Source organism: Mycolicibacterium vaccae NBRC 14118 = CIP 105934, assembly GCF_001552715.1.
GTDB lineage: Bacteria > Actinomycetota > Actinomycetes > Mycobacteriales > Mycobacteriaceae > Mycobacterium > Mycobacterium vaccae.
Window position 1 is genome coordinate 1 of sequence record NZ_BCRS01000223.1, and the last position, 7635, is coordinate 7635.

Consider the following 7635-nt stretch of genomic DNA (forward strand, 5'->3'; position numbering starts at 1 on the left):
GAGCACCCGGCGGCTACAGGGATTGCGACAACACCCGGCCGAACTGCAGCAGCCGCTGCATCTGAGCCAGCCCGCCGTTGTCGACGGACTTCACGAACCGGAACGACTCGCAGTAGAGGTCGGTCTCGGTCGCCGACTTCTGTCGCGCCCTGGTGACCAGCTGCGTGTACAGCCGCAGCTTCACCTCCGCCAGCCGGCGGGTGCCGTCGCCGAGCACGTCGTACTCGGTGGACAGCACCTGGTCGGTGATCGTCGACAACAGGATCGTCCGCACCGAGGACAACAGGATCCGTCGCGGCTCCGTGTCGACGTCCGACGATGCGACGTCGTCGTCGGCGCGCCACATCACGAGGCGGTGGCCGTCGGTGGCCAGCACCTCCTGCCAGAGCGCCTCACCCCACCGCTCGTCGCGCAGGCCCCGCGACATGACGAAGGAACTGATCGCCGACGGTTCGACCACGGACCGGATCTGATCCAGCGCCAGGTCGGGGTCGCGCAGATACACCCGCGCCGCGTCCTGCACGCTCGAATACGGAGCCCAGTCCTGCGGCGCGGCCATCTACGTGCCGCTGCCGCCGTCGGGCCTGCCCTGCACCGCCGCGGCGGCCGCACGGATCTGCGGCGTCACCAGCATCACCTGGCCGAGCACACCGTTCACGAAGCCCGGCGAGTCATCGGTCGAGAGCTGCTTGGCCAGTTCCACCGCCTCATCGACGGCCACCGGCTCCGGCACGTCTTCGGCGTGCAGAAGTTCCCACACCGCCACCCGCAGGATCGCCCGGTCCACGGCCGGCAGCCGGTCCAGAGTCCACCCCTGCAGATGCGAGGAGATCAGGTCGTCGATGTGCGCGGCGTGCTCGGTGACCCCGCGCGCCACCGTCACGGTGTACGGGTTCAGCGGAGTGAGGTCATCAGTCTGCTTCTCCGCCAGCGCATTCCGTCCCTCGGCGATCTCCGCTGGGGAGAGCCCGCGGGCCTCGGCCTCGAAAAGGAGGTCGACGGCGCGCTTCCGAGCCTGGTGCCGTCCCCGGTCGCCCCTCCGGTCAGGCATTGACCCTTCCCAGGTAGCTGCCGTCGCGCGAATCCACCTTCAGCTTGTCGCCGGTGTTGATGAACAGCGGCACCTGGATCTCCGCGCCGGTCTCCAGCGTCGCCGGCTTGGTGCCCGCGCTGGACCGGTCGCCCTGCAGACCCGGCTCGGTGTGGGTGACCACCAGCTCGACGGTCACCGGAAGCTCCAGATACAGCGGGGTTCCGTTGTGGAACGCGATCTGCACCGGCATGCTCTCCAGCAGGAACCCTGCGGCACGCCCGACCAGAGACTCAGGCAGCGAATTCTGCTCGTAGTCCTCGGAATCCATGAACACGAAATCCGAGCCGTCGCGGTACAGATAAGTGGCGTCGCGGCGGTCCACCGTGGCGGTCTCCACCTTCACGCCGGCGTTGTAGGTCTTGTCGACGACCTTTCCGGACACCACGTTCTTCAGCTTGGTCCGCACGAAGGCCGGCCCCTTGCCGGGCTTGACATGCTGAAACTCGACGATCTGCCACAGCTGGCCGTCGATCTGGAGGACGAGCCCGTTCTTGAAGTCGGCGGTCGATGCCACGCGGTTGTACTCCTAGCTTTCTAGATGATCACCAGTTCCTTGGGGAACCTCGTGAGTAGTTCGGGACGCTTGTCGACCACGAGCGTGTCCTCGATGCGGACACCGCCGCGGTCGGGCAGGTAGACGCCGGGCTCCACGGTCACCGCAGAGCCAGCAAGCAGTGTACCGGCGGACGCCGCGTTGATTCCCGGCGCTTCATGGATCTGCAGTCCCACCCCGTGCCCGAGCCCGTGCCCGAAGTTCTCGCCGTACCCGGCGTCGACGATGACCTGCCGTGCTGCCGCATCGACCGCGCTGAGCGCCGCCCCGGGTTCGACGGCCTCGCTGCCTGCCCGCTGGGCGGCGGCGACCAGGGCGTAGAGGTCGCGCTGCCAGTCGGCGACCGGCGCCAGCACGAACGTCCGCGTCATGTCGGAGTGATATCCGGCGACCAGTGCGCCGAAGTCGATCTTGACGAAGTCACCGTCGGCCAGCACGGCGTCGGTGGGCCGGTGATGCGGGACCGCCGAGTTCGCCCCGGTCGCGACGATCGTCTCGAACGAGGCGCCGTCGGCGCCGTGCTCGAGCATCAGCGCCTCCAGCTCGTTGCGGACTTCCTTCTCGGTACGGCCGGCGCGCAGCCCGCCGCGATCCACCAGATCCTTCAGTGCCGCGTCGGCCGCCTCACATGCCAGCCGCAGCAGCGCGATCTCCCCGGCGTCCTTGACCTCGCGCAGGCCTTCGACGGTGCCTGCGGCACGGACCAGCTCACAGCTGTCACCGGCCGCCTTCGTCAGCCCCGCGAACGCGTCGACAGTGACCACATGGCTCTCGAACCCCAGTCTGCGCACTCCTGCAGCGGCCGCGCGCCCCGCCAGATGCGGGCCGCACGCCCGTTCGATGACGACCTCGGCGTCGGGTGACTGCTGCGCGGCCTGGGTCCGGTAGCGCCCGTCGGTCGCCAGCACCGGCGTTTCGTCGTCGACGCACACCAGCAGCGCGGCGTTGGAACCGGTGAATCCCGACAGATAACGCACGTTGACCAGGTCGGATACCAGCATCGCGTCCAGGCCGGCTTCGGCGAGGCGCTGACGCAATCGGTGGCGGCGCTGAGAAATCGTCACAGCGAGTGACGCTACTCGCTAAGGTGAGGCCTCATGAGTAAGTGGTTGCTGCGCGGACTGGTGTTCGCGGCCCTGATGGTCATCGTCCGACTGTTCCAGGGCGCGTTGATCAACGCGTGGGAAACCAAGGCGGGTCTGATCAGCGCCACGCTGGTCGCGGCGTACGCCATCGCGGCGCTGATCTGGGGTTATGTCGACGGCCGCCGCGACGCCCGGGCGAACCCGGACCCCGAACGGCGCGCCGACATGGCGATGACGTGGTTGCTGGCAGGCCTGTTCGCCGGCGTCGTCAGCGGGGCGGTGGCCTGGTTCATCGGGATCTTCTACAAGAACCTCTACGTCGAGGGGCTGATCAACGAGCTGACGACGTTCGCCGCGTTCACCGCGCTGCTGGTGTTCCTGTCGGCGATCCTGGGTGTCGCACTCGGGCGCTGGCTCGTCGACCGCAAGACCCCGGACGAGCCGCGCCGCCGCGAGGCCGACGACGACCGCGCCGACACCGACGTGTTCGCCGCCGTGCGCGACGACCGCGACTACGAGACATATCCCGACGGCGCCGAGACCGAACGTCAGAGCTCGTCGGTCGCCGTCGCTGAGGACGATCCGACCCGCCCCAACCAGAACTAGCTGCGCGCGACCTCGGCGTACGCGGCGGCCACCAGCGCCGGGTCCGGACCTTCCAGCCGTCCGGGCTTGGCGAGCCCGTCGAGCACGACGAAGCGCAGCACGCCCGCGCGGGTCTTCTTGTCCCCGAGCATCGACTCCAGCAGCTGTGGCAGTGCGTCGGCGTCGTAGCTGACGGGAAGGCCCAGCGAGGTCAGGATCGCGCGGTGCCGCTCGGCGGTGGCGTCGTCGAGCCGCCCGGCCAGCCGGCCCAGTTCGGCGGCGAACACCAGACCCACCGATACCGCCGCTCCGTGGCGCCACTGATACCGCTCCCGGCGCTCGATCGCGTGCGCCAGGGTGTGCCCGTAGTTGAGGATCTCGCGCAGCTGCGATTCCTTCTCGTCGGCGGCCACCACCTCGGCCTTGACCACGACGGCCCGCCGGATCAGCTCGGGCAGCACCGGCCCCGTCGGGTCCAGCGCGGCCTGCGGATCGGCCTCGATCATGTCCAGGATGACCGGGTCGGCGATGAATCCCGCCTTCACGATCTCGGCCATGCCGGCCACGATCTCGTTGCGCGGCAACGATTCCAGCGTCGCCAGGTCGATGAGCACCGCCGCGGGCTGGTGGAACGCGCCGACGAGGTTCTTGCCCGCATCGGTGTTGATGCCGGTCTTCCCGCCGACCGCCGCATCGACCATGCCCAGCAGGGTGGTCGGGACGTGCACGATGTCGATGCCGCGCAACCAGGTGGCCGCGGCGAAACCGGCGACGTCGGTGGCCGCTCCCCCACCCAGGCTGACGATCGCGTCCTTGCGGCCCACGCCGATGCGGCCGAGCACCTCCCAGATGAACCCGACCACAGGCAGTTCCTTGCCGCCTTCGGCGTCCGGGAGCTCGACGCGATGTGCGTCAATCCCCTTGTCCGCCAGATGGCTTCGGATGGCCTCCGCCGTCTGGGTCAGGGTGGGCTGGTGCAGGATCGCGACCTTGTGCCTGCCGTCGAGGATGCGCGCCAGATCGCCGAGCAGCCCGGTGCCGATGATCACCGGGTACGGCGGGTCGGTCCTTACGTGGACGGTTACCGGGTCGGTCACCGACTCTGTCACTGGGTGTCCTTTCGCGCGCACGGCGAACCCGTGCTCTTCTTGGCCGCGACCGCGGCGGGACTGGGCGGCGCCTCCGTCGACGGCGACGCCGTCAGTGACAGCGGCGCCCGTCGCCAGACGGATCGCCGACGGCGTCGGTCAGGTTTGGCCGTCGGGTTCTCCAGGCGGCCGACGATGTGTCGCACCACCGCACCGGGATTGCGGTGATCGGTGTTGACGCGCATCGTGGCGACCTGCCGGTACAGCGGAACCCGTTGGGCCATCAATGCTTTGAACTTTTCGCTGCGATCGGGACCGGCCAGCAGCGGACGGACGGTGGTGCCGCCGGTGCGGCGCACGCCCTCCGCGGCGCTGATCTCCAGATAGATCACGGTGTGACCGCACAGCGCCTCGCGCACGCCTTCGGTGGTCACCGCCCCGCCGCCCAGCGACAGCACGCCGTCGTGCTCGGCCAGCGCCTCGCGGATCACACACTCCTCGATGCGCCGGAACTCGGCCTCGCCGTCGGTGGCGAAGACGTCGGCGATGGTGCGGCCGGTGCGCTTCTCGATCGCGGCGTCGGTGTCGAGCAGCGGCACCTCCAGCGCCTTGGCCAGGCGCCGGCCGATGGTGGACTTGCCGGACCCGGGCAGCCCGACCAGTACCGCCTTGGGCGCCATCAGCCCGAGGCCCTTGCCCCGCGGGTGGACGGCTCGCGCGCCGCGACGGCACGCAGGTAGTTGTCGATGTTGGCCCGGGTCTCGTCCAGCGAGTCGCCGCCGAACTTCTCCAGTGCGGCCCGGGCGAGCACGAGCGCGACCATGGTCTCGACGACCACGCCGGCCGCGGGCACCGCGCACACGTCGGAGCGCTGGTGGATCGCGACGGCCTCGTCGCCGGTGGTCATGTCGATCGTGGCCAGCGCGCGCGGCACGGTGGAGATCGGCTTCATCGCCGCGCGGACGCGGACCGGCAGCCCGTTGGTCATGCCGCCTTCGAGTCCGCCGGCCCGGTTGGTGGACCGCGCCACGCCGTCGGGACCGGGGTAGATCTCGTCGTGGGCGACGCTGCCGCGGCGCCGGGCGGTCTCGAACCCGTCGCCGATCTCGACGCCCTTGATCGCCTGGATGCCCATCACCGCGCCGGCAAGCTGGCTGTCGAGTCGGTTGTCGCCGCTGGTGAACGAGCCCAGGCCGACGGGAAGCCCGTGGGCCACCACCTCGACCACACCGCCGAGCGTGTCGCCGTCGCGCTTGGCCGCCTCGATCTCGTCGATCATGAGCGCCTCGCTGGCCGGGTCGAATGCGCGCACCGGGCTGGCGTCGATCTTGGCCAGGTCGGCGAACTGCGGCGGCGGGCCATCGTAGGGCGCCGACGCGCCGATGGAGATGACGTGGGAGACGATCTCGACCCCGAGCGCCTGCTGCAGGAACGACCGCGCCACCGTGCCCGCGGCGACCCTGGCCGCGGTCTCGCGCGCACTGGCGCGCTCAAGGACCGGGCGGGCGTCGTCGAAGCCGTATTTCAGCATGCCCGCGTAGTCGGCGTGACCGGGACGCGGGCGGGTCAGCGGCGCGTTGCGCGCCGCGCTGGCGGCCAGCACCTCGGCGTCGACCGGATCGGCGGCCATCACGGCCTCCCACTTCGGCCACTCGGTGTTGCCGATCTCGATCGCGATCGGACCACCGAGGGTCAGCCCGTGACGCACCCCGGTCAGCACCGTGACCTGATCCTGCTCGAACTTCATCCGGGCGCCACGGCCGTAGCCGAGACGGCGGCGGGCCAATTGGGCCGAAATATCCTGGGACGTCACATGGACGCCGGCGACCATGCCTTCGACCATCGCCACCAGCGCCCGGCCATGGGATTCACCTGCAGTCGTCCATCGCAACACGCGGCCCATTTTCGCATGGCGGACCCTCAGTCCCGAAAACCGGCGACATTCACAGGCCCTGGCTGCACAACGCCAGGGTCAGCACCGCCGCGCTGCTCAGACACATCGACGGGCCGTGCGGCACCGTGGGCCCCGCACCGCACAGTCGCAGACCCAATGCCAGCACGGCCGTCAGCAGCGACGCCCCGACCGCGGCCAGGACCCACACGTCGGGGCCGAACACGCCGGTCAACGCACCGAGCCCGACGGCGAGCTTGACGTCGCCGGCGCCCATCGCCGCCGGTGCGACCAGGTGCACCGCGGCGTAGATCGTGGACAACGCGACGGCCCCGAGCGCGGCGGCCACCCCGTGTCCGCACACCGCGGCAACCGACAGGATCACCACCGCGCCAGGAACGGTCAACGCGTTCGGCAGTCGCCGGTGCCGAAAGTCATACGCGCACAACACGATCAGCCAGACGGTCACCCCGACGGCGGCCGCTGCCGACCCGAAGTCCCCCACCCACCAAGGCTAGGGCGCGGTGAGCGCCGCCCGCATCGCGTCTTTGGGCGCCGGTCGCCCGGTGAACTGCTCCACCTGGGTGAAAGCCTGGTTGAGCAGCATCTCCAGCCCGCCGATGACCCGTCCCCCCGCCGCCTGCACGGCAGCCGCCAGCGGGGTGGGCCACGGATCGTAGATCGCGTCGAGCAGCACCGGCGTCGCGGCCAGCGCGCCCGCATACGGCGCCACCGCGTCCGCAGGCACGGTGTTCGCGACCACCTCGACGCCGGACACCGCCGCGGCCAGCCGATCCGCGTCGAGGTCGACCCATTCGCCGTGCGCCCCGCACCGCTGCGCGAGCTCGACCAGCCCGGCGGCCTTCGCGGCGTTGCGGGCGACCACCGCCACCGATCGCGCCCCCAGCGTCACCAGCCCCACCACCACCGCAGGGGCGGTGCCGCCGGAACCGATGACCATCGCGCGCTCTGACAGATCGACCCCGGCCAGCGCGCCGACCACCCCGTCGACGTCGGTGTTGTCCGCGCGCCAGCCGGCACCGGTACGCACCAGAGTGTTGGCCGACCCGACCAACCTGGCCCGGTCGGTCGCCTCGTCCGCAACCCGCAGCGCGGCGAACTTGCCCGGCATCGTCACCGACACCCCGACCCACTCGGGACCGAACCCGGTCACCAGAGCGGGCAGTTGCTCAGCGGTGCACTCGATGCGCTCGTAGGTCCAGTCGGTCAGCCCCAGGGCCTGGTAGGCGGCCAGGTGCAGCTGCGGTGAGCGCGAATGCGCGATGGGCGACCCCAACACGCCCGCCCTTCGGGCGCAAGCGCTCATCGGTGCTGTCCGC

At 70.4% G+C, this 7635-nt stretch carries 10 protein-coding genes; 1 reads left to right on the forward strand and 9 read right to left on the reverse strand.

Going from position 1 to position 7635, the window contains the following annotated elements; genetic code table 11:
* Positions 1–13 precede the first annotated feature (13 nt).
* From MVA01S_RS27480 to MVA01S_RS27495, 4 genes are read right to left on the reverse strand one after another with little or no spacing between them, the layout of a single operon-like run.
* On the reverse strand, positions 14–559 hold the full coding sequence (locus MVA01S_RS27480; RefSeq protein ID WP_003933409.1) for a hypothetical protein: 546 nt from the start codon (positions 557–559) through the stop codon (positions 14–16).
* Complete coding sequence (gene nusB, locus MVA01S_RS27485) at positions 560–1051, reverse strand: transcription antitermination factor NusB (protein ID WP_003933408.1); 492 nt, start codon at positions 1049–1051, stop codon at positions 560–562.
* Entirely contained in the window at positions 1044–1607 is a 564-nt protein-coding gene (efp, locus tag MVA01S_RS27490; RefSeq protein ID WP_003933407.1) for an elongation factor P, read from the reverse strand. Before efp ends, nusB begins: the two co-directional genes overlap by 8 nt.
* Before the next feature lie 20 nt (positions 1608–1627).
* Positions 1628–2710 (reverse strand): M24 family metallopeptidase, encoded by a 1083-nt coding sequence (locus tag MVA01S_RS27495; protein ID WP_003933406.1) that lies wholly within the window; start codon positions 2708–2710, stop codon positions 1628–1630.
* Between the two features lie 33 nt (positions 2711–2743).
* Between MVA01S_RS27495 and MVA01S_RS27500 the strand changes: the two genes are divergently transcribed.
* Positions 2744–3337, forward strand: coding sequence for a B-4DMT family transporter (locus MVA01S_RS27500; RefSeq protein ID WP_003933405.1), 594 nt, complete (start codon positions 2744–2746; stop codon positions 3335–3337).
* On the opposite strand, the gene aroB is transcribed toward MVA01S_RS27500, so the two are convergent.
* The 5 genes from aroB to MVA01S_RS27525 are packed head-to-tail and all read right to left on the reverse strand — an operon-like array spanning position 3334 to position 7622.
* Positions 3334–4413 carry a 3-dehydroquinate synthase gene (aroB, locus tag MVA01S_RS27505; protein WP_040543026.1) on the reverse strand — a complete coding sequence of 360 codons (1080 nt, stop codon included), beginning with the start codon at positions 4411–4413 and terminating at the stop codon, positions 3334–3336. The genes MVA01S_RS27500 and aroB overlap by 4 nt on opposite strands.
* Before the next feature lie 8 nt (positions 4414–4421).
* A complete protein-coding gene (locus MVA01S_RS27510) occupies positions 4422–5084 on the reverse strand; it encodes a shikimate kinase (protein WP_003933403.1) in 663 nt (220 codons plus the stop codon).
* Positions 5084–6307, reverse strand: a complete 1224-nt coding sequence (aroC, locus tag MVA01S_RS27515; protein ID WP_174539005.1) for a chorismate synthase — start codon at positions 6305–6307, stop codon at positions 5084–5086. Before aroC ends, MVA01S_RS27510 begins: the two co-directional genes overlap by 1 nt.
* Before the next feature lie 40 nt (positions 6308–6347).
* A complete protein-coding gene (locus MVA01S_RS27520; protein WP_003933401.1) occupies positions 6348–6800 on the reverse strand; it encodes a prepilin peptidase in 453 nt (150 codons plus the stop codon).
* 9 nt (positions 6801–6809) lie between these two features.
* Positions 6810–7622, reverse strand: a complete 813-nt coding sequence (locus MVA01S_RS27525; protein ID WP_003933400.1) for a shikimate dehydrogenase — start codon at positions 7620–7622, stop codon at positions 6810–6812.
* Between the last annotated feature and the right edge of the window lie 13 nt (positions 7623–7635).